Annotated in this window: 7 protein-coding genes; 2 read left to right on the top strand and 5 right to left on the bottom strand. The window is 75.3% G+C overall.

The window, feature by feature from the left end:
* Nucleotides 1-132 precede the first annotated feature (132 nt).
* Together AB8A24_RS07970 and AB8A24_RS07965 are read left to right on the top strand one after the other, a co-directional pair.
* Nucleotides 133-1,185 carry a response regulator transcription factor gene (locus tag AB8A24_RS07970; protein WP_369475225.1) on the top strand — a complete coding sequence of 351 codons (1,053 nt, stop codon included), beginning with the start codon at nt 133-135 and terminating at the stop codon, nt 1,183-1,185.
* A gap of 97 nt (nt 1,186-1,282) precedes the next feature.
* Nucleotides 1,283-1,849, top strand: coding sequence for a hypothetical protein (locus AB8A24_RS07965; protein WP_328960656.1), 567 nt, complete (start codon nt 1,283-1,285; stop codon nt 1,847-1,849).
* Nucleotides 1,850-1,935: 86 nt separating this feature from the next.
* Here the strand turns inward: AB8A24_RS07965 and AB8A24_RS07960 are convergent, their stop codons facing one another.
* From AB8A24_RS07960 to AB8A24_RS07940, 5 genes are all read right to left on the bottom strand, one after another.
* Nucleotides 1,936-2,184 (bottom strand): hypothetical protein, encoded by a 249-nt coding sequence (locus AB8A24_RS07960; protein ID WP_328960655.1) that lies wholly within the window; start codon nt 2,182-2,184, stop codon nt 1,936-1,938.
* A gap of 175 nt (nt 2,185-2,359) precedes the next feature.
* A complete protein-coding gene (locus tag AB8A24_RS07955) occupies nt 2,360-3,691 on the bottom strand; it encodes an MFS transporter (protein ID WP_328960654.1) in 1,332 nt (443 codons plus the stop codon).
* Between the two features lie 84 nt (nt 3,692-3,775).
* On the bottom strand, nt 3,776-3,976 hold the full coding sequence (locus AB8A24_RS07950; RefSeq protein ID WP_030756641.1) for an MbtH family NRPS accessory protein: 201 nt from the start codon (nt 3,974-3,976) through the stop codon (nt 3,776-3,778).
* A 53-nt stretch (nt 3,977-4,029) separates the two neighbouring features.
* A complete protein-coding gene (locus tag AB8A24_RS07945) occupies nt 4,030-14,547 on the bottom strand; it encodes an amino acid adenylation domain-containing protein (RefSeq protein WP_369475224.1) in 10,518 nt (3,505 codons plus the stop codon).
* A complete protein-coding gene (locus AB8A24_RS07940) occupies nt 14,544-22,412 on the bottom strand; it encodes an amino acid adenylation domain-containing protein (protein ID WP_369475223.1) in 7,869 nt (2,622 codons plus the stop codon). Before AB8A24_RS07940 ends, AB8A24_RS07945 begins: the two co-directional genes overlap by 4 nt.
* Nucleotides 22,413-22,425 lie beyond the last annotated feature (13 nt).

Here is a 22,425-nt window from a genome sequence, read left to right as displayed (position 1 = left end):
AAGTGGCCGGACACCCGCTGCTGTTCGTGGGGTACAGCCTTTCGTCCTGCATATCCTGGCGCCAGGGGGCGGGCACCTCACCAAAGTGCCTGGCAGTAAAGCGACCAGGGGCGAAAAAGGCAAAGTGGGGCAATGCAAACATCTGACGTGGTGCCGGATTCGAACAACGCCGATGTTGACATCGATGTCTACGGCTGGGTGCTCGAACACCGCACGGTGGACGTGGACGCGGTGGCCGCCGGAACGGGGCGTGATGCGGACGAGGTCCGGCGCAGCGTGACACGCCTGCGCTCCTCCCGTCTGCTGCACGTGAGTCCGATCGATCCGACGGTCGCCTTCGCGGTGGCCCCGGACACCGCCGCCGAGCAGCTCGTGGCGCCCCTGGAGGCGCGGATCCGCGAGCAGCAGCGGGCGATCAGCGGGATCCGCGAGGACCTGGGGCGTTTCCTGCCGCACTATCTGGGCCGCCGCTCCACGGGGGAGTCGCTGGAGGTCCTGGAGAGCCTGGAGGACGTGCGCGGGGCGCTCAACCGGGCCTCCCTCAACTGCACCACCGAAATGCTCAGTTCGCAGCCCGGGGGCGGCAGCAGGGTGCCGGAGGCGATGCAGGAGGCGCTGCGGCGGGACGAGACGATGCTCCAGCGGGGGATCTCGATCCGGACCCTCTACCACCACACGGCCCGCTTCAACGGGCCGAGCCAGGCCTACGTCGCGGCCACCTCCGTGCTGGGGGCGCAGTACCGCACCGCGCACGAACTGTTCGGCCGGCTCATCGCCTTCGACCGGGAACTGGCCTTCGTACCGGTCTCCGACGGCAGTTGGGGCGCCGTGGTGATACGCGAGCCGTCGACCGTCGCGTACCTGTGCAACATCTTCGACCAGACCTGGGACCTGGCCTCGCCGTTCTCGGCCGCCGCGGGTCAGGGGCTCGAGGAGGTGGCCCGCGAGATCCACGAGACGATCATCCGGCTGCTCGCGGCCGGGCTGAAGGACGAGGCCATCGCCCGGCGCCTGGGCATGTCGCTGCGCACCGCCCGGCGCCACATCGCCGACATCATGCAGGAGCTGGGTGCGGGCAGCCGCTTCCAGGCCGGTGTGGCCGCCGCCGCGCGCGGACTGCTGGACCTGGAGGACGGGTCGGACGGGTCGGACGGGTCGGACGGCGAGTCCGTACAGCCTTCCTGACCTGGTGTCACGTGTTCTCGTGTCTGTCGCGGTCGGCGGGCGTGTCGCATGCTGCTGGGATGGGAGCTGTGGAGCCGCCGAACAAGAGGGGCACGTGATGGACATGCCGGAGGAAGCCTGGGAGCGGGAGGCCCCGCACCTGCGGGAGATCGTCCTGTTCCTCTCGGTCCACCTGGACCGGGCGCCGGGTGTGCTGTGGCCCGAGTACGACAACCCGGCGTTCGGTGACGTCGACGACACCGGCGACGGCGATGGCACCGGCGACGGTGACGACGCCGACGAATCCGACATCGCCGGGGCGGGGCCGACGGGTGGCGGTGTGTGCCCGGCCCAGGTGGACCGGTTCACCGCCGAACTGGCCTCGCTCACCGGCCTGTCGGTCCGGCTGGACCGGGTGGAGACGGCCGGGACCGTCCCGGGCGTCGGCGTGGACGCCGCCTGGACCGGGCAGGCCGGGGGCCGGGAGCACCTGCTGATCCAGCAGATCGCCGGCGCCGTGACCTGGCAGCTGACCGGGACCGGCGAGAGCGGCCGGTCGGAGTCCTTCCAGTGCCGGCTGCTGCCCGGCGAGCTGCTGTACGTACCGGCCCGCTGGTCGCGCCGCTGCGTCGGCGCACCCGAGGCCCGGTATGCCGTCATCTGTCTCGGCGACGAGCGGGATTGACGGCGTCGGAGGTGGAACGGGGGGAGGGAGGATCGCGATGCGATCCTCCCTCCCCCCGTTCCGACTGCCCTGACGGGCCGGTGCGATCAGCCGCCCCAGGAGCTGTCGGCCGTGTCGCGGTTCCGGCCGCCCAGCGTGGTGCCGACCGTCACCACCCGGCCGTTGGACGTGACGATCTGACGCGGCGTCTGCGTGGTGGTGCTGCCCTCGCCCCCGGTGGTGGTCGTCACGGTGGTCGCGGCCGTGTCGCCGTCGGCGGCCTGAGCGGCGCCGGCGGCGGGCAGCAGCAGCGCGGACGCGGCCACGGACAGGGCGATGACGTAACGCTTGAGCATGGGATCCCCAGGAGTGCGAGCGGTCTGGTCCGGGCGCGAACCACTTCGTGGGCCGTCCGCGCCGGTCGGTGCAGGAACAACCTTGCCGTGCCCCGGGCCCTTCGGTGATCGATCAGACTGCTCATCAAGCTGCCTGGCGCGATGGTGAGGGGCCGCAAAATTCCATAAATCCTGCCTATTCGGTCACGATTCCCGCGCCTACGGCGGCCGGAGAGCCCTGCTCCCGCCGGGCCGGCGGCTCCACGTGCTCCGCTTGGCCCCGGGTGTCCAACTCCCGCCACACCGGGAAGACCAGCGGGGGCAGGGTGACCGCGAGGTACAGCGCCCCCGTACCCAGCAGCGCCGGCACCAGCCCCGCGGCGTCCAGGGCCAGCCCCGCACCCAGCATGCCCAGCGGCGTCGCCGCCAGCGCGGCGGCGACCAGCAGGCCGAACACCCGCCCCCGTACCGCCTCGGGCACCCGCTCGTAGGCGACCGACATCATCAGCGGGCCGACGATCCCCGACCCGATGCCGGACAGGGCCAGTACCGCCAACAGCACCGGCACCCGGGGCTCGGCGGCCAGTGCGGCACACCGCACCGCCCCGACCAGGACGAAGGCCCCGACGAACACCGCGCGCCGCGGCATCCGGTGCCCCGCCCAGCCGAACAGGGCCGCCCCGAGCAGCGCGCCGGCCCCCATGGCGGTCACCATCGCCCCGAACAGGGCGCTGCTGCGCAGCACCTGGGTGCCGTACGCCGGGTAGAGCACCCCGTTCAGTGCCCCGTCCAAGGCGTTGGTCAGCATCAGGACTCCCACCATCGCGCCCAGGAGTCGATCCCTACGCAACTGGCCGAGCCCGAAGCGCAGTTCCCGGGCGTAGGAACCACGCGGCTGTCCGCTGTCGGACGGGCGCGGGCGGGCCGCCGCCGGCACCAGGGTCGCCACGAGGAGGGCGCACAACGCCATCGCCGCCATGTCCGCGTACAGGGTGCGCACGGGGCCGACGGTCGAGATGAGCAGACCGGCCAGCGGCGCGCCCGCCATCATGCCGATCCGGCGGGCTCCCTCGACCGCTCCGGTGGCCCGCTCCGCCGTGACGCCCGCGCGTTCCATCGCGCCGGGCAGGAGCAGCTGCTTGGAGGTGTCGGACGGCCCGCGGGCGGCCCCCACCAGGAAGACCAGGACGATCAGGACGGGCAGCGGCAGGGCGCCCCAGGCGTGCAGGAGCGGGATCAGGCTGATCGCCGCGGCCGTCAGCAGGTCCGCGCCGATGCCGGTCGCTCGTACGGGCAGTCGGTCGACCACCGGACCCGCGAGCACGGCGGAACACAGCAGGCCCAACACCTCCGCGGTGGCGACGAGCCCCGTCCGGGTGCCGCTGCCGGTGCTGTGCAGGACGAACCAGGGCACGGCGACCAGGGTCGCCGCCATGCCGAGCGAGGAGATCCCGGAGGCCGCCACCAGGGCGGCCAGCGGGCTGCGGCGGCGCGATGACGCGGCGCCGCCGGGGTACGAGCTGGTCATACGGGGTTCCTTCCGGCACCGCCGCGCCACCCGGCAGCCCACGGTGGGGTCTGCCGGGCGGCGTGGTGCCCGGGGATCGTCGGGTCAGCCGGCCATGCTCACGCGGAGGCTGAGCGGGCGCATGTCCGTCCACACCCGCTCGATGTGCGCGAGGCACTCCTCCTTGGTTCCGCGTACGTCCTGGTCGTGCCAGCCGAGCGGGACGGGCCGGCCGGCCTCCCAGAGGGAGTACTGCTCCTCGTCGTTGGCCACGACCAGGTACTGCTGCGGGGACGCGTCGTTCACGGTGTTCTCCTCGATGGATCAGGGATGCGGAAGGGGGTGTGGGGTGGAGCGGGTCAGGAGGGCAGGGCGGCGGCCAGCAGCTCCGCCAGGGCGGCGCAGTGCGGGGGGTCCACCAGGTCGTGGTGGTTGCCCGGGACCGCGGCCCGCAGGACGGCGCCCGCGGTGCGCGGCCGCCAGGCCGCCGGGTCCACCAGCGGGGTCGCGAGCTCCGGGTGCCGTTCGTCGACCGTGAAGAGGTGCAGGCCGACGGTGACGACGGCGTCGGTGCGGTAGGCGGCGGAGGCCGCTCCGTTCGCCTCGGCGACCCGCAGCAGTCTGCGCAGGGCCTCCGTGGGGGAGGTACGGGGGAGGGTGCCCTCCTCGCGGCCCCGGCGCACCAGGACGTCGAGCAGTTCCTCCTCGTCCAGTTCGCGCGCCGAGCCGGCGTCGATCCCGGCGGCGATGCCGTACCGCAGCAGGTCCGGATCGCCCGGCCCGGCCGCCGTGGCGGACCGGCTCCCGGGGGTCGTCCCCGGCGCGGCCGCGTCGATCAGGCCGAGGAAGGCGACCTCCTCGCCGGCGGCCTCCAGCCGGGCGGCCATCTCGTAGGCCACCGTCCCGCCGAACGACCAGCCGGCCAGCAGGTACGGGCCGTGCGGCTGCTCCTCGCGCAGGGCGGCCAGGTAGCGCTCGGCCATCTCGGGCACCCGCTCCAGCGGCGTCTCACCGGTGTTGTAGCCCACCGACTCCAGGCCGAGGATCCGCCGGTCGCCCCCGGGGCGGGCGGACAGGTCCCGCACCAGGTCCCGGTAGCAGACGACGTCGCCGCCCCGCGGGTGGACGAGGACCAGCGGCGGCCGGGACGGGTCCCCGTCGGCCAGCGGGACCAGCAGGTTGGCCGCGGCCGCCCCCGCGTCCGGCAGCGCCTCGCACAAAAGCTCCACCGTGCGCCGACGGAACACCAGGTTAAGCGGCAGCTCCACCCCGAACTCCCGGCGCACGGCCGCCATCAGGGCGAACGCCTTGAGCGAGTGGCCGCCGAGCGCGAAGAAGTCGTCGCGCACGCCGATCGGGGCCGTCCCCAGCGTCTGCTCCCACAGCCGCGCCATCCGCAGCTCGGTCGTGTCGCGCGGGGCGATCCGCCCCGCGCCGTCGCCGCGTACCGCGTCCACCGAAGGCGCGGGCAGCGCCTTGCGGTCGAGCTTGCCGTTCGGGGTGAGAGGCAGCCGGTCCAGCGCGGTGAGGACGGCCGGGACCATGTACTCGGGGAGGTCCTGGCGCAGGAACTCGCCGAGTTCCCGCACGTCGCCCGCCTCGTCCCGCCAGGTCACGTAACCGGCCAGGACGGCGTCCACCCCCGTGCCGTGGACGGCCACCGCCGCCGCCAGCACCCGCGGGTGGCGGGCCAGCGCGGACTCGATCTCGCCGAGCTCCATGCGGTGGCCGCGCACCTTCACCTGGCCGTCCGCCCGGCCCCGGTACTCCAAGGTGCCGTCCGCGAGCCGGCGTACGAGGTCACCGGTGCGGTACAGCCGGCCGCCCGCCGCGTACGGATCGGGCACGAACCGGTCCGCCGTGAGCCCCGGCCGGCCGTGGTAGCCGCGGGCCACCCCGGCACCGCCGATGTAGAGCTCGCCGAACACGCCCACCGGCACCGGGCGCAGGGTCGCGTCCAGCACGTGCAGCCGGGTGTTGGCGAGCGCCGTGCCGATCGGCACCGGCCGCTCGCCGACGGGACCGGACAGCCGGTGCGCCGTGGACCAGACGGTGGTCTCCGTCGGCCCGTACACGTTCCAGACGGTGCCCAGCGCCGTGCGCATCCGCTCGGCCAGGGCCGACGGCAGCGCCTCGCCGCCGCACAGCGCCCGTACGTGCGGCGCCTGCCAGCCCGACTCCATCAGCTGGTGCCAGGTGGCCGGGGTGGCCTGGACGACCGTGACCGGCGCCGCGTCCAGCTCCTTGGCGAGCAGGGTGCCGTCCCGGGCGGTCTCGCGGTCCACGACCCGTACGGTCGCCCCGCACACCAGCGGGACCAGCAGCTCCAGCACGGCGATGTCGAAGGAGGCCGTGGTGACGGCCGCGACCGTGTCCCCGGCCGTCAGCTCCAGCCTGCGCACCATGTCCCGGGTGAAGTTGGCCAGCGCCCGATGCGGGACGGTCACCCCCTTCGGGCGTCCCGTCGAGCCCGACGTGTACAGGGCGTACGCCGACTGCTCCGGCTCCGCCTCCGGATCCGGTGACACGGACCCGAGGTCGGCCGGCGCGCTCCCGTCCTCCCCGGCCAGGGCGTCGAGATCCACCACGGCGACCCCGTCCGGGGTCTGCGCGGCGTCGGACAGCCCCGACACCACCAGCACCCGGGCGCCGCTGTCCGCGAGCATGTAGCCGATCCGGTCGGCCGGATAGCCGGGGTCCACGGGCACGTACATGCCGCCGGAGCGCAGCACGCCCAGCAGCGCCGCGGGCAGCAGCACGGAGCGCTCCGCACAGACCGCCACCGCGGCCTCCGGGCCGACACCGAGGCGGGCCAGCTCCCGGGCCAGCCGGCCCGAGACCTCCCACAACCCGGCGTACGTCAGGCTCCGTTCGCCGTCGTCCACCGCGACGGCCTCCGGCGTACGGCAGGCCTGCTCGCCGACGAGCACGGGCAGCGGCCGGTCGGCGGCCGGCTCGGCGGAGCCGATGCCCTCACCCAGGATCCGGCGTTCCTCGGCCGGACCCATCAGGGGCAGGGCGCCCAGCGGGGTGGTGGGGTCGGCCACCGCGGCCGAGAGCAGCTCGGTCAGCGCCGAGGTCATGCGCTCGACGGTCGCCCGGTCGAAGAGGTCGGTGGCGAACACGGCCTCGCCGCGCAGCACGCCTTCCTCCTCGACGAAGTACAGGGACAGGTCGAACTTCGAGGCACCGCTGGCCAGCGAGAGCGGCTCGACGTCCAGGCCGGCCGGCGCGGGCGGCGCGGCGGCCTCCTCGTCGAGCACCAGCATCACCTGGAACAACGGGTTGCGGCTCAGGTCGCGCTCCGGCCGCACCTCCTCCACCAGACGCTCGAACGGCACCTCCTGGTGGGCGTACGCCCCCAAGGCCGTCTCCCTGGCCCGGTCCAGCAGTTCGCCGAAGGCCGGGTCGCCGGACAGGTCGGTGCGCAGCACCAGGTTGTTGACGAAGAAGCCGATGAGAGGCTCCAGTTCGGTGCGGTCGCGGCCGGCGATGGGGGAGCCCACCGCCACGTCCTCACCGCCCGACCAGCGGGCCAGCAGGGCCTGGAAGCCCGCCAGCAACACCATGAACAGGGTGGCGTCGTGCCGCCGCCCGAGGGCGCGCAGCCCCCGCAGCAGCGGTTCGGGCAGGACGAAGGGGAACTGCTCGCCGCGCCCGGCCGGGGCGGCCGGCCGGGGCCGGTCGGTGGGCAGGTCCAGCGGGGCGAGCCCGCCGAGCCGCCCGCGCCAGTAGCCCAGCGTGTCCGCCAGGGCGTCGTCGCCGAGGCGGTCGCGCTGCCAGGAGGCGAAGTCCCGGTAGGAGACGGCGAGTTCCGGCAGCGGTTCGGCGCCTGCGACGGTGCGGGCCCGGTAGGCGGCGAAGAACTCCCGCCAGAACACCCCCACCGACCAGCCGTCGAAGGCGATGTGGTGGGCGACGATCACCAGCAGGTGCTCCCGCGCCGCGATCCGCACCAGCCGGGCCCGCAGCGGGCCCGCGGCCGTCAGGTCGAAGGGCAGCGCGGCGTCGTGCCCCGCCAGCTCCCGCGCCCGTTCCTCGGCCGCCGCGCCCAGCTCCGACAGGTCGGTGAGGTCGGGGGCGAACATCGAGGCCGGACCGGGCACGACGCGGGCCCCGAAGGCCCCCTCGGCGCCGCCTTCCCCGGTCTCCTCGATCCGGGAGCGCAGCACCGCGTGCCGGGCGACGACGTCCGTCAGCGCCCCCAGGGCGGCGGCGGTGTCGAGCTCGCCGGTCAGCCGTACGGCACCGGGCATGTTGTAGTCGGGTCGGCCCGGCTGGAGCCGGTCCAGCAGCCACAGCCGCTGCTGCCCGAAGGACAGCGGGCCGGGCCCCTCGGGCAGCGCGGGGATCGCCGCTCCCGTCGCGTCCGCCGCGACGGGGGAGGCCAGCGCCCGGGCCAGGTCCTCGGCCACCGGGTGGCGGAAGATCAGCTGCATCGGGATGTCCCGGTCCAGCAGGGCGCGCAGCCGGGAGATGACCCGGGTGGCGCGCAGGGAGTGCCCGCCGCGCTCGAAGAAGTGGTCACGGACCCCGATCGGGCCCTCGCGGAGCACCTCCTCCCAGACCTCGACGACCGTCCGCTCCAGCGGGGTGCGCGGGGCGACGTGCGCCCGCTGCCCGCCGCCCGAGCCGGGCTCCGGCGCGGGCAGCGCCCTGCGGTCGGTCTTCCCGTTCGGGGTCAGCGGCAGCGCGTCCAGCACCACCAGCGCGGACGGCACCATCGCGGCCGGCAGGGACGCGCGGACGAAGTCCAGCACGGCGGCCGGATCACCGCCGCCGTCCCGCCACACCACGTACCCGGCGAGCAGCCGGTCGGCGCCCTCGCCGTGCGCGGCGGCCACCGCCCGGGCCACGTCCGGGTGACGCAGCAACGCGGCCTCGACCTCGCCGAGTTCGATCCGGTGGCCCCGGACCTTGACCTGGTTGTCGCGACGGCCGTGGAACTCCAGCACCCCGTCGGCCCGCAGCCGCGCCAGGTCACCGGTGCGGTACATGCGCGCGCCGGGCGGCCCGTACGGGTCCGGCGGGTAGGCCTCGGCGGTGCGGGCCGGGTCGCCGAGGTAGCCGCGGGCCACCCCGCGTCCGGCGATGAACAGCTCTCCGATCGCGCCCCGGGGCAGCGGTTCGAGGTGCTCGCCGAGCACGAGGACCCGGGCGCCGGGCAGCGGCCGCCCGATGGGGATGCGGCCCGCCTCGATGTCGGCGTCCGTCACCACGTGGTACGTGGTGGTGTTGGTGCACTCCGTCGGACCGTACTGGTTGACCAGCCGCAGCCTGCCGGGCACGCCCAGGGTGTGCGCCGCGCGGGCCAGTCCGGGCGTCAGCGCCTCACCGGTGGTCATGACCAGCCGCAGCGCCGCCGCGGGTTCGCCGACGGCGGCGACCAGCGGCTCCAGCATCGACGGGACGATCGACAGCAGCGCCGTCACACCCTCGCCGTGCAGCAGTCGGGCCAGCGCGTCCGGGTCCCCGGCCTCGTCCTGCGAGGCCAGCACGATCCGCCCGCCGGTGGTCAGCGGGGCGAACAGGTCACGTACCGACGGGTCGAAGGTCAGCGCGGTACGGGCGAGCACCGCGTCCTCGGGGCCGAGCCCGAAGGTGGCGGTCAGCGCCGCCAGGTAGCCGGTGATCGCCGCGTGCGTGACGGCCACGCCCTTGGGCCGGCCGGTGGAGCCGGAGGTGTACAGCAGATAGGCGAGGTGCGCGGGGGCGGCGGGCGCGTCCGGTTCCGTCGCGGGCAGCGCGTCGACCAGGTGCTGTTCGGCGTCCAGGTCCAGGACCGGTACGTCGCCGGTCAGGTCCGCGGCCGGTCCGGCGGGCAGGCCCGCGGTCAGCACCAGGTGGGCGCCGCTGTCGGCGAGGACCGTACGGACCCGCTCGGCCGGGTGTCCCGCGTCGAGCGGCACGTAGGCGCCGCCGGCCTTCAGCACCGCGAGGACGCACACGAGCATGCGCGGGTCGCGGCCGGCCAGCACGGCCACCCGGGTCTCGGGGCCGGTGCCGAGCTCGCGCAGACGATGGGCCAGCCGGTTGGCGGCCGCGTCGAGCTCGCCGTAACTGATGGTGCGGTCCTCGCAGGTCACGGCCGGGGCGTCCGGCCGCAGCCGGGCCTGTTCCGCCACCAGGGAGGGCAGGGTCCGGGCCGCCGGCCCGTCCGTCCGCGGGCCCGGATCCTCCCCGAGCAGGGCGGCGTGCTCCTGCGGGGACAGGACGTCCAGCCGGGACAGCGGCGCCTCGGGGGTCTCGACGGCCCCGGCCAGCAGCCGCAGGTAATGCGCGCCGAACCGCTCGACGGTGGCCCGGTCGAAGAGGTCCGTCGCGTACTGGACGGTGCCGGTCAGACCGCCGGGGTGCTCGGTCATCGCGAGACTGAGGTCGAACTTGGCCGTCCCGTTGGAGGTGTCGAGGCTCTCGACCTCCACCCCGTCCAGCGGCAGGGCGTCGAGCTGCTCGGGATGGAGCTGGAACAGCACGTCGAAGAGCGGGTTGCGGCTGAGGTCGCGCTCCGGCCGCAGCTCCTCCACCAGCCGGTCGAAGGGCACGTCCTGGTGCTCGTACGCGGCCAGCGCGGTCCGGCGCACCCGGCCCAGCAGCTCGCCGAAGGCCGGGTCGCCGGACAGGTCGGTGCGCAGCACGAGGGTGTTGACGAAGAAGCCGACGAGCGGCTCCAGTTCGGTGCGGTCGCGGCCCGCGATGGGCGAGCCCACCGCGATGTCGGCCTGGCCCGTGTACCGGGCCAGCAGCGCCTGGAAACCGGCCAGCAACACCATGAACAGGGTGGCGCCGCGCTCCCGGGCCAGCGCGCCGAGCCGCTCGGCGAGCTCGGCCGGGACCTCGAAGACGAAGGCGTCGCCCGCGCCGGAACGCACCTGCGGCCGCGGCCGGTCGGTGGGCAGCTCCAGGGCCGGGAGTCCGCCGAGGGCCGCCCGCCAGTGGGCGATGCCCGCGTCGGCCTCGCCGTCCGCCAGCCGGCGCTGCTGCCAGTACGCGAAGTCCCCGTACTGGACGGGCAGTTCCGGCAGCACGGGACGCTCGCCGCGGCGCAGGGCCGCGTAGGACGCGGACAGCTCCCGCCACAGCACCGGCATCGACCAGCCGTCGCCGACGGTGTGGTGCAGGACCAGGACGAGGAGGTGTTCGTCGTCGGCGACCCGCACCACGCGCGCCCGCAACAGGGGCGCCGAGCCCAGGTCGAAGGGGGCGGCGGCATCCGCGTGGGCCAGGCCCAGCGCCCGCGAACGGGCCTCCTCGCGCGGCAGGTCCCCCAGGTCGGTGCGGACGGGTACGAAGACCTCCGGCGCCTCCACGACCTGTACGGGGCCTCCCGGACCCTCGGCGATCCGCGAGCGCAGCACCTCGTGCCGGGTCACCACCGCGCACAGCGCGGCGGCCAACGCGTCCGCGTCCAGCGCGCCCCGCAGCCGGGCCGCGACGGGGATGTTGTAGTCGGGCCGGCCGGGCTGGAGCTGGTCCAGGAACCACAGCCGCTGCTGCGCGAACGACAGCGGCGCGGGCTCCCCGGCCGGCCGGGCGCCGATCGCGGTGACGGGGGTCGCCGGCGCGGTGGTGCCGGGGCCGTCGCCGCGCAGGGCGTCCAGCGCCGACGCGAACCGTTCCAGCGTCGGGTGCTCGAACAGCAGCCGCAGCGGCACGCCCGTACCCAGGCGGGCGCCGAGCCGCGACACGACGCGGGTGGCTCGCAGGGAGTGGCCGCCGAGGGCGAAGAAGTCGTCGTGGCGGCCGATCCGTCCGGTGCTCAGCACCTCGCCCCACACGGCCGCGGCGAGCTCCTCGGTCGCGGTCGCCGGCGCCGCGAACTCGGCCCGGAGCACCCCCTCCTCGGGGGGCGCGGGCAGCGCGCGCCGGTCCAGCTTGCCGTTCGGCGTCACCGGCAGCGCCACGAGCGGGACGATCGCCGAGGGCAGCATGTACGCGGGCAACCGTGCGGCGAGCGCCCGTTGCAGCTCGGCCGGCTCCGCCACCCGGCCCTCCGAGGGCACCACGTAGGCGACCAGACGCTGCTCACCGGGGGTGTCCTCGCGGACCACCACCGCGGCGTGCCCGACCCGCGGACTGCGGGCCAGCTCGGCCTCGATCTCGCCCGGCTCGATCCGGTGGCCGCGGATCTTGACCTGCTGGTCGCCGCGGCCCAGGTAGTCGACGGTGCCGTCGGGGCGCCGCCGGGCCAGGTCGCCCGTCCGGTACATCCGGGCGCCCGGCGCTCCGTAGGGGTCGGGGGTGAACTGCCGCGCGGTGAGGCCGGGCCGGCCCAGGTAGCCGCGGGCCACGCCGGTACCACCGACGCACAGTTCGCCGACGGCGCCCTGCGGCACCGGGCGGCCGCGCTCGTCCAGCACGTAGAGGCGGGTGTCGTCCAGGGCGGTGCCGATGGGGACCCGGCCGTCCACGACGGCGCCGGCGCGGGGGTCCAGCCGGTGTCGCGTGGCGAAGGTGGTGGTCTCGGTGGGCCCGTAGACGTTGACCAGCACGGTGTCCGGGGCCTGCTCCAGGGCCCGGGCGAAGGAGTGCGGGGAGGCGGCCTCGCCGCCCGTCCATACCTCCCGCACCCGCGTCAGCAGCTCCACGCACTCCTCGACCACCAGGTTGAACAGGGCGGCCGTGAGGAACATCGAGGTGATCCGGTGCTCCTCCACCAGCCGGGCCAGGGCGGCGGTGTCCACCCGGCCGGGCGGCGCCATGACCACCAGCCCGCCGGACAGCAGCGGCGCCCACAGCTCGTACGTCGAGGCGTCGAACGACAGCGGGGAGTGGGCCAGCACCCGCCGGTGCGCGGCGCCGAAGGCGGTGTCACGGGCGAGCGCCGCGACATTGGCGTGGGTGACGCCGATGCCCTTCGGCTCTCCCGTGGAACCGGAGGTGTACATCACGTACGCCAACTGGTCCGGCGAGCACGGCGGGTACGCGACCGCCGCGGCGGCCGGAGCCCCGTCCGCCGGGGCCGTCACGTCGAGCACCGGCACCGGCGAGGTACGGGCCGCCTCGTGGCCGGCCGTCGCCGGATCGGCGAGCAGCAGGCGGGCGCCGGTCCGCTCCAGCATCCAGTGCAGCCGGGCGACCGGGAACCCCTCGCCGAGCGGGACGTAGAGACCGCCGGCCTTCAGGACGGCCAGGATCGCCACGGGGAGGTGGACCGAGCGCTCCATCAGCAGGGCGACCGGGGACTCGCGCTCCACCCCGGCGGCGGTCAGCCGGGCCGCCAGCAGGTCGGAGCGGGAGTCGAGTTCGGCGAAGCTGAGGCGGTCGCCGCCGCAGACCACGGCCTCGGCGCCGGGGGTGCGCCGGACCTGCTCGGCGAACAGCTCCACCAGGGAGGCCGGGGCCAGGTCCGGGCGGACCGTGCCGTGGCCCTCGGCCGCGAGCCGGGCCGCGGTCGGGGCGCAGGGCAGCAGCTCGGCCACGGGACGGTCGGGCTCCTCGGCGGCGGAGGCCAGCAGCTCCAGGTAGTGGCCGAGGACGAGTTCGGCCGTGGCCCGGTCGAACAGGTCGGTGTCGAAGACGAGCGAGCCGGAGCAGGTCTCGGCGCCCTCGGAAACGAAGACGCTCAGGTCGAAGAGCGAGCCGCCGAAGTCGGTCCGCACGGCCCGCGCGTCCAGGCCCGGCAGCCGCAGCCCCGCCGTCTCGTCCTGGGCCGACGCGAACATCACCTGCACGAGGGGGTTGCGGTCGCCGACCCGCTCGGGATTCAGGTGCTCCACCAGCCGGTCGAAGGGCACCTCCTGGTGGTCGTAGGCGTCCACCGTCGCCCGGCGGACCCGGCCGAGCAGCTCACGGAACCCGACCTCGCCGGACAGGTCGGCGCGCAGCACCACCGTGTTGACGAAGAACCCGATGAGGGGCTCCAGTTCCACCCGGTCGCGTCCGGCGACCGGGGTGCCGACGGCGATGTCCGTGGTGCCGGCGTAGCGGGCCAGGGCGGCCTGGAAGCCGGCCAGGAGCGTCATGAAGAGGGTGGCGCCCGCGCCCTCGGCGATCCGGCGCAGCCGCGTGGTGAGCTGTGTGTCGAGGGTGAACTCCAGGCTCGCGCCGTCGCCGCTGCGACGGGTGGGCCGGGGTCGGTCCGCGGGCAGTTCGAGGGGTTCCAGCCCCGCGAGGCGCTCCTCCCACCAGCGCAGCGGGCCGTTCATCGCGCCGCTCGCGAACCGGTCGCGCTGGGTACGGGCGTACGCCTGGTAGTCCAGGGGGAGCGGGGCCCGGGGGAGGGGCCGCCGTGCGAGCAGGGCCGCGTAGCCCTCGGACAGTTCCTGCCAGAGCAGGCCCATGGACCAGCCGTCGGTGGCGATGTGGTGGACCACCAGCACCAGCAGGTGGTCCTCGGCGCCGAGGCGGATCAGCAGGGCGCGCAGCAGCGGGCCGGACGCGAGGTCGAAGGGTCTGCGGACCTCCTCCCGGGCCAGGGCGTGGGCCCGCTCCTCCAGTTCGGCGAGGGGGGCGCCGCCCAGGTCCAGCAGCGGCAGCGGAACGGCCGCCGGGGCGGGCAGGACCACCGGGTGCGGGGCGCCGTCGCGCTCCTCGAAGACGGTGCGCAGCGGTGCGTGACGGGCCACGACGGCGGTCAGGGCGCGGCGCAGCGGCTCCGGGTGGACGGGGCCGCGCAGCCGCACGACCTCGGGGATCGCGTAGCCGGGGGTGCCGTCCGTCATCCGGTCCACCAGCCACATCCGCTCCTGAGCGAACGAGGCGACGGGCTCGGTGTCCGGCCCGTCGGCGGCCGGAGCGGGGACCGGTGCCGTCACGGTGGCCGGACCGGCCGCCGTGTCGTCCAGCGCGGCGCGCACACGGCGGCGCAGCAGTTCGCGGGCGGCGGCCAGGCGGCTGTCCGTGCCGGCGGCCGGCAGGCTCTCCTGGGTGGTCACGAGGTCTCTCCCTGAAGTACGAGTGAAGGAACGGTGTCGTCGGTGGCGGTGAACGGGGCCGGTTCGGCCTCCAGTTCGGCCAGCAGCACCGTCTCGACGGCGATGGCGAGCGCGGCGACGGTCCGCTGTTCGAAGAGGGTGTGCAGGGGCAGGTCCAGGCCGAGGGACTGGCGCAGCCGGGCCGCCACCCGGGTGGCGCTCAGCGAGTGCCCCCCGAGGGCGAAGAAGTCGTCGTGGCGGCCGATCCGCGGTGCGTCCAGTACGGAGGCCCACACCATGGCGACCAGTTCCTCGGTCTCCCCGGCCGGCGGTTCGTACGCGGTGGCGGCGGCCGCCGCGGCGGGCGCCGGGAGCGCCCTGCGGTCGAGCTTGCCGTTCGGCGTGACGGGCAGCCCGTCCACGACGACCAGCACCGGCACCATGTACTCCGGCAGGGAGCGGGCCAGTTCGGCGCGCATCGGCTCGGTGTCCGGGGCCGGGTCCGTCCCGGCCTCCGGGACGACGTACCCGACGAGCCTGCGCTCGCCAGGGACGTCCTCGCGGACGACGACCGCGGCCCGGCCGACGCCGTCGAGGCGGCCCAGCGCCGTCTCGATCTCGCCGAGTTCGATCCGGAAGCCGTGGATCTTGACCTGGTCGTCGGTGCGGCCCAGGTACTCCACCGAGCCGTCGGCCCGATGGCGGGCCAGGTCACCGGTGCGGTACATGCGCGAGCCCGGCGGGCCGAACGGGGCCGACGGGAAGCGTTCCGCGGTCAGCGCCGGGCGCCGCAGGTACCCGCGGGCCAGGCCCGCGCCCGCCAGGAACAGCTCGCCCGCGACCCCCACCGGGACGGGCCGGCCCCGCGGGTCGAGCACGTACAGCGCGGTGTTCCAGATGGGCCGGCCGATCGGCACGGGGCCGGTGTCCTCGCGGCGGCAGTCCCAGTGCGTGACGTCGACGGCCGCCTCCGTGGGCCCGTACAGATTGTGCAGGGGCACGTCGAGCACATCGAGGAACCGGTTCTTCAGCTCCTCGGGCAGGGCCTCGCCACTGCACACGACCCGCCGCAGCGACCGGCAGCGGCCCGCCCCGGGGTCCTCCACGAACGCCGCCAGCATGGACGGGACGAAGTGGACGGTGGTCACCGCCTCCTCCTGGATCACCCGGGTGAGGTAGGCGGGATCCTTGTGCCCGCCGGGCTCGGCGACCACCAGGGCCGCGCCGGTGATCAGCGGCCAGAAGAACTCCCACACCGACACGTCGAAGCCGAACGGGGTCTTCTGGAGCACCCGGTCGTCCGCGCCCAGCCGGTACCGGTCCTGCATCCACAGCAGCCGGTTGACGATGGCCGAGTGCTCCACGACCACGGCCTTGGGCCGCCCCGTCGAACCGGACGTGTAGATCACGTACGCGGGGTGCGCGGGCAGCGGTGCCTGCCCCACCGTGGCGGTGTCCCCGTCGTGGACGGCCCCCGGATCCAGCCGGGGCAGGTCCGCCGCGGCGGGCAGCGCCGCCGCCACCTCGTCGTCCGCGAGCAGCAGGACCGGCCCGGCGTCGGACAGCAGGTACGCGATCCGGTCCGCCGGCAGCGAGGGGTCCACCGGAAGGTAGGCCGCCCCCGACTTCAGCACGGCCAGCAGCGAGACCACCATCTCGGTGGAGCGGTGCAGGGCGACCGCGACGATCTCCTCCGGACCGGCGCCCCGGGCGCGCAGGGCCCCGGCCAGCCGCTCGGCACGGGCGTCGAGTTCGGCGTACGAGAGGCACTCGCCCCGGAAGACGGTCGCCGGGGCGCCCGGCGTCCGGGCCACCTGCCGCTCGAACAGCTCCACCAGCGTGGTGTCGGGGACGGGTACGGCGGTGGCGTTCCACTCCCGGATCAGCCGGTGCTGCTCCGCGGACAGCAGGTCCACCTCCCCGACCGGGGTGTCGGGGGCGTCGGCGACGGCCGTCAGCAGCCGCTCCAGCGCCTCGCCCAGGCTGCGCGCCGTCCGCGTGTCGAGGACGTCCGTACGGTGGTCGAGGTGCAGCCGCAGCCGCTCCCCGGGCAGCACGATGAGGTTGACGGTGTAGTGGGTGGCGTCCGAGCCCTCCACCCCGGTCAGCCGCGGTCCGCCGGCCAGGTCCCGCATCGACTCCAGGTCGAGCGGATAGTTCTCGACGACGACCGTGGTGTCGAAGAGGGCGCCCAACCCGGCCGCCCGCTGGATGCCGGCGAGCCCGACGTGCTGGTGGTCCATCAGCTCCGCCTGCTCGTCCTGGAACCGGGCGAGCGCGGCCAGCAGCGGCTCGTCCTCCCGGATCCGGAACCGCACGGGCAGGGTGTTGATCAGCAGTCCGACCATGTCCTCGATGCCCGCGACGTCAGCGGTCCGCCCGGAGACGGTCCCGCCGAACACCACGTCGTCCCGCCCGGTCACCCGACCCAGCAGGACCGCCCAGACGCCCTGGACCACGCTGTTGAGGGTCACGCCCGCGGTACGGGCCCGCGCGGTGAGCCGAGCCGTCAGCTCCGCCGACAGCTCCACCGGGGCCCGCTCGGGCAGCGCGTCGATCCGGTTCGGGTCGGCCGCGCCCAGCAGGGTCGGCTCCTCCAGCCCGGCCAGCGCAGCGCTCCACGCGGCCTCGGCGGCGCCGTCGTCCTGGCGGGCCATCCAGTCCAGGTGCGAGCGGTACGGGACCCCTTCCGCGACCGGGCCGGGCTCGCCCGGACCGCCGGACCCGGCGTGTGCGGCGTGCTCGGCGTATCCGGTCAGCAGTTCGCGCAGCAGCACCGCCGAGGACCAGCCGTCCCAGACGATGTGGTGGTTGGTCATGACCAGCCGGTGCTCGCCCGCGCCGAACCGGACCAGGGTGAAGCGCACCAGCGGCGGCCGCTCCAGGTCGAAGCGGCGGGCCCGGTCGGCCGCGAGCAGCCGCTCCCACTCCCGCAGGCGCTCCGCGGACCCGAGCCCGCCGAGGTCCACGGCCTCCCACGGCGCCGCGACGGACTCGACGACGATCTGCACCGGCCGGTCCAGACCCTGGTCGGTGAAGCCGGAGCGCAGCGCGGTGTGGCGGCGCAGCAGCCGGTCGCAGGACATCCGCAGGGTGTCCTCGTCCAGGCGGCCGTCCAGGGTGAGGACGATCTGACCGGTGTAGGCGTCCATCGCGCCCGTGTCGAAGGCGGAGTGGAAGAAGAGCCCCTCCTGGAGCGGCGAGAGCGGCAGCACGTCGCAGAGCCCGGCGTGGCGGGCGGCCAGGGCGTCCGTCTCCGGCTGCGTCAGCCGGACCAGCGGCAGGTCACGGGGGGTGAGGCGGCGCGGTCGGGGGGTGCCCGTCCAGGCGGCCAGCAGGCGCAGCGCCTCGCCCCAGGCCGCCACCAGGGCGTCCGCCTCGGCGTCGGTCAGCAGGGCCGCGGGATGGGTGACGACCGCGGTGAAGGCGGGGCCGTCGGCGCCGTCCACGGCCATGGCGTCGATCTGCAGGGCGTGTTCGACGGGCATCGCCGGATCCACGTCGGCCCGCAGCCCGCCCGCCTCGGGGGCGGGGTTCCACGGCGTTTCGGCGCCGCCGGCGAACCTGCCCAGGTAGTTGAACAGGATCCGGGGGCGCGGGAGCCCGGACAGTTCCGCGGCGGTCCGCGGATCGAGCCGGCTCAGCAGGCCGAAGCCCGTGCCGTGGTCGGGTACGGAGGCGACCGTCGTGTGGATCCGCCCGACCAGCTCGGCGAGGGCGTCGCCGCCCCGGGCCGCCGCGTCCAGGTCGAGGCCGTCCAGGTCGAACCGGACCGGGTACTGGGTGGTGAACCAGCCCACGGTGCGCGCCAGGTCGTGACGGCCGGTGCGGTCGACGCGGCCGTGGCCCTCCAGGTCGACCAGCAGCGACCCCGGGACGGTGCCGGGGGAGCGCAGCCGGTGCGCCGCGAGGACCAGCCCCGCGAGCAGCACCTCGGCCGGGCCGGTGCGCAGCGCGCCGGGCACCCCGGCCAGCAGCGGGCCGGCGACCTCGGCGGGCAGGCCGAGCGTCAGCGTGCGCGTGGTGCCGGCGGTGTCCCGCACGGGGTCGGGGATCCGCTGCCACGGCTCCCGCGCGTCCGGGACGTCCGCGGGGGTCTCCAGCGTCGAGCGCCAGAAGGGGAGCTCGGCCTGCACCTCCGGGGAACGCGCCTGGAGTTCGAGGTGGTGGGCCCACGCGCGGAACGAGACCTCCCCGTCCGCGGCCGGCAGCGGACGCCCGGCGACGGCGGCCTCCCAGGCCGCGGCCAGGTCGGCCGTCAGGATCCGCCAGGACACCCCGTCCACGGCCAGGTGGTGCACGCACAGCAGCAGCCGGTCCGGCGCCGCCCCACCGGTGTCGAAGCGGACCGCCCGCAGCATCGCCGAGGCCGCGGGGTCCAGTCGACCGGCCGCCTCCCGGGCCGCCTCCGCCATGATCGCGGCACGGGCGGGCCCGTCCGATCCGGCCACGTCGACGTTGCGGTACAGCCGGGACACGTCGACCGAACCGGGCTCGCCGACCGTGCACGGCCGACCCTCCGGGCCGGCGGTCACGCCGAGCCGCAGCGCCCCGTGCCGGTCCACGACCGACTGCAGGACCCGTACGAGCGTCGCGTCGTCCGTGCCCTCGGGCAGGGTCAGCACCATGGACTGGCTGAACCGGCCGATGGGGCCCGGCCCGTCCAACAGCCAGCGCATGACCGGCGTCGCCGGGAGCGGACCGCACTCCGGGACGGCCGGACCGGCGGCCGGGGAGGCCACGTGGCCGGGCTCGCCGACGGCCGTGGCGAGGGCGGCCGCGGTCTTGTGGGCGAACACCTCACGCAGGGTGAAGGAAAAGCCCCGCGCCCGCGCCCGGCTGGTCAGGCTGAGGGCGGCGATGCTGTCGCCGCCGAGCTCGAAGAAGTTGTCGTCCGGGGTCGCCGGGACACCGAGGGCCTCGGAGAACAGCTCCGCCAGGGCCTGCTCGGTGGCGCCGTACGCCCGCTCGGGGTGCTGCGGACGGGTCGCGGTCTCGGGTACGTGGAGCCGCGCACGGTCGACCTTGCCGCCCGGGGTGAGGGGCAGCCGGTCCACCGCCACGAAGGTGCGGGGCACCATGTAGCCCGGCAGGACCCGGCCCAACTCCGTAGCCAGTAGTTCCGGTTCGGGCGCCGGGCCGCCGTCGCCGGGCGGCGCCACGAAGGCGACGAGCCGGCGGGATCCGCCCGCGGGGGCGTGCACCACGACCGCGGCCTGCCCCACCGAGGGCTGCCGGCCGAGCACCGCCTCGATCTCGCCCAGTTCGATCCGGTGCCCGTTGATCTTGACCTGGCGGTCCACCCGGCCGAGGAACTCCAGTTCGCCCCGCGCCGACCAGCGCACGAGGTCACCCGTCCGGTACATCCGGGCGCCGGGCACCCCGGAGAAGGGGTCCGGCACGAAGCGGTCGGCCGTCATGGCCGCGCGCCCCGCGTACCCCTGGGCGAGACCCGCACCGGCCACGCACAGCTCACCGGTCGCTCCCGGCGGCAGCAGCCGCAGCCCCCGGTCGACCACGTACGCCCGGTGGTTGACCATCGGGCGCCCGATCGGCGGGATCCGGCCGTGCGAGGGCGGAACCACCCGGTGCATGGTCACGGACACGGCCGCCTCGGTGGGCCCGTACGCGTTCCAGACCTCGCGGCCGTCCGTCGCCCAGCGGTCGACGGCGTCCCCCGACGGGGCCTCGCCGCCCGTGGACAGGAACCGCAGCGCGGGCAGTCCGGCCGGGTCCAGCAGCGGCAGGAGCGCCGGCGGCAGGTCGGCGACCGTGACCGCCTGCTCGGCGAGCAGGGCTTGGAGCCGGTCGACGTCGACCCGCTCGGCGTCGGTGGCGAGGACCAGGGTGGAACCGCTCAGCAGGGAGCCGAACACGTCCAGGACCGACACGTCGAAGGACAGCGAGGCGAACCCGAGGAACCGCTCCGTGCGCCCGGACCCGCCGGAGCCGCCGGAGCCGCCGGACCCTCCGGTCCCGATGCCGTCGCCCGCGCCGCACAGCGCGAGGTGGCCGCGGACGAAGTCGACGGCCGCCGCGTGCGGGACGACGACGCCCTTCGGCTCACCCGTACTGCCCGAGGTGTACAGCAGGTACGCGGCGGACGCCGCCGGCACCGGTACGGACGTCCGGACGTCATGGATCGCGTCGGTCGGCGCGCCCGCGTCGACCACGGACGGGAGGTCGTGCGGCAGCCGGTCACGGCCGCCCGGCCCGGCGACGACCGTGCGCAGCCCCGCGTCGCGCACGATGTACGCGATGCGCTCGGGCGGCAGGCCGGGGTCGAGCGGTACGTAGCAGCCGCCCGCCTTCAGGACGCCGAGCAGGGCCGCGACCATCGACGGCGAGCGCTCCACGCACACACCGACCGGCGTGCCCGGTGTCACGGCCGGCCGCAGCCGGTCCGCGATGTCCTCGGCCCAGGCGTCGAGTTCCCCGTAGGTGACCTCCTGGCCGGCGCAGATCACGGCGGCCTTCCCGGGGGTGCGTGCCGCCGCCCGCTCGAAGAGCGTGTGCAGCGGGGCGTCCCCGGGCACGGCGTCGACGCCGCCCTCGGCGAAGGCGGCGAGCCGCTCCTCGTCCTCGGCGGTCAGGAAGGGCAGCGAACCGACCGGGGCCTCGTCCTCGGCCGAGGCGAGCGCGACCAGGAAGCGGGTGAACCGCACCCGCAGCGCGTCGAGTTCGGCCCGACCGAGGTCGGCGGCGTCACCCTCGGCCTGCACGGTCAGCGGGCTGTCGCCGCCCCGGTCGTAGACGTTGAGGGAGACGTGCTCGACGGGGCCGACCGAGAGGTTGTGCGCGGAGGCGGGAGCCCCGGCGAAGGACAACTCGTAGTCGAAGGACATGAGGTTGACGGCGGCGTCCCACAGCCGGGGTCCGGTACCGGTGAACTCCTCGATCCGGTACCGCTGGTGGCGCAGGGCCTCCTTGATGCCGACCGAGGTGCTCCGCAGCAGTTCGCCGACCGTGGTGTCCGTGGTGACCGTGAGCCGCAGCGGCAGCACCTTGGAGAACATGCCGGGGGTCCGGCGGGCGTCCGGGGTGGTGCGGCCGGTGACCGGCAGACCCAGGACCACGTCCTCGGTGCCGCCCGCGCGGTGCAGATGGGCGGCTGCCGCCGCCATCACCAGCGCCGACCAGCGCGTGCCGTGCCGGCGCGCGGCCTCGCGCAGGGTACGGGCGTCGGCGGGGTCGAGGTCGCCGCTCACCCGCACCGTCGTACCCGAGGCGGGCGCCGGGACGCTGCCGGTGAAGGAGACGGGCTCGGGGGCGCCGTCCAGTCGGGCCCGCCAGAACTCCCGGTCGGCCGCGCATCGTTCGGAGCCCGCGTACTCCTCCTGCTCGGCCACGATCCGCTGCCACGGCGCGCTGTCGGCGACCGGTACGGGCTCGCCCGCGACCAGCGCCGAGTACACCTGCGCGGTCCGCCGCGCGAGGATCGAGCCGGTGACCCCGTCCGCGACGAGGTGGTGGTAGCCCTGCATCCAGCGGTACGTCGCATGCCCGGTCCGCACCAGGAGGTGCCGGCACACGTCCCCGGACGCCAGGTCCGTCGGCCGGGCCAGCTCGGCGCGCATCAGCCGCTCGGACTCGGCGTCCGGGTCCGGGTGGTCGCTGACGTCGACCGTCTCCATCCGCAGCGGAGGCGGACCGGCGGGTATCTGGTGCACCACCGCGTCCACCTCGGCGAAGCGGACGCACAGCGTCTCGGTTCCGGCCACCGTCGTGCGCACCGCCTCGGCGAGCAGCTCAGGATCCACCGCCCCGCGGATCTCCAGGTACTCGGCGATGGTGTAGTCGAGACGGGTGGGGTCGAGCTGCTGTGCGAACCAGACGCCGTTCTGCGGCGGGGTCAGGGGCAGCGGCCCGCGGTCGTGAGTGGCCATGCGGTGGTCAGTC

It is taken from the genome of Streptomyces sp. BF23-19 (assembly GCF_041106355.1).
In the GTDB taxonomy this organism is placed as follows: domain Bacteria; phylum Actinomycetota; class Actinomycetes; order Streptomycetales; family Streptomycetaceae; genus Streptomyces; species Streptomyces virginiae_A.
This window is presented reverse-complemented; position numbering and strand designations above follow the sequence as displayed.